The organism is Oleiphilus sp. HI0061, from assembly GCF_001635675.1.
On record NZ_LWFE01001714.1, the window covers coordinates 1 to 928 of the forward strand.

The 928-nt window shown below is 46.1% G+C and carries 1 protein-coding gene; it reads right to left on the minus strand.

Annotated elements, in window-relative coordinates; all coding sequences use genetic code 11:
* A partial coding sequence (locus tag A3735_RS26400) for a response regulator (RefSeq protein ID WP_156499939.1) occupies positions 1-928 on the minus strand: 928 nt, incomplete at both ends.

The window sequence follows — 928 nt, forward strand, 5'->3', positions numbered from 1 at the left end:
GGTACAGCCTGGCATGTACATATCCATGATAATTATCTCAGGCTGGAAATCCGCCAAGGCTACCAGGATATCCATCGGCTCGGTAATGATGTGAGGAATCATGCCGGCTTTGTGCAATATATTCTCAATGTACTTTGCTTGTGCTTTAGAGTCATCGACTACCAGAATACGGTATGGGTCCTGAATGTTGGCGTGCGTATATTGCTCAAATTTTTCTATTAGCTGGCCAGGGTCGATGGCTCGATAAAAAAACTCTTCGCCGCCTGTGCGCGATGCTTTTAGCCGGGTCTGAATGTCGTCAGTGCTCTCGCTAACATAAATAACTGGAATAGTTGTCTCGTGAGACTCCTGGATTACTTGAACGGCATCGATGCCAGCAAGCTTATGCCCGCCAAAATCTACATCGGCTACGATGGTCTCTGGCTTATCCTGCTTAGCTGCGTGAACAAAATCATCAACATCACTGAAGTTGATTGAACGAAAACCAAAGAACTCCAGCTGATTAATAATGCGGTTAGCGTACTCGGTGTTGTTTAGCGCGAGGTAAATCGGAGTGCGTAAAAAAGTACGTGGATTCGAGTGCGAGGTGTCGCTTCGCCCCCCTCCGGTATCACTCTTTCGCAAAGTGCACTCATTCAGCTCCTGAATAAAGGACTCAATTTTTTGTTGGCTGTCTAACGAAAGCGGGGCTTCAGGGTTAACATTGCTCAGTAGCTGGTTAATTTTTCGTGCCGAAGTCTCCTGGCGAGACATCTCAAAGCGGGTTGCAAAACGCTCTAGTTTTTCACTCGCATCATTTAAATCTTGAGTGCGATCCAGGTCTTCCCAAGAGGAGAGTTTGCACTTTTGATAGACATCTAATACAACTCTGGCTTGCGTCGTAACTCGTTTTGCAAACAGTTGTTTAAGTTTCTCTCGTTGGTTGTCC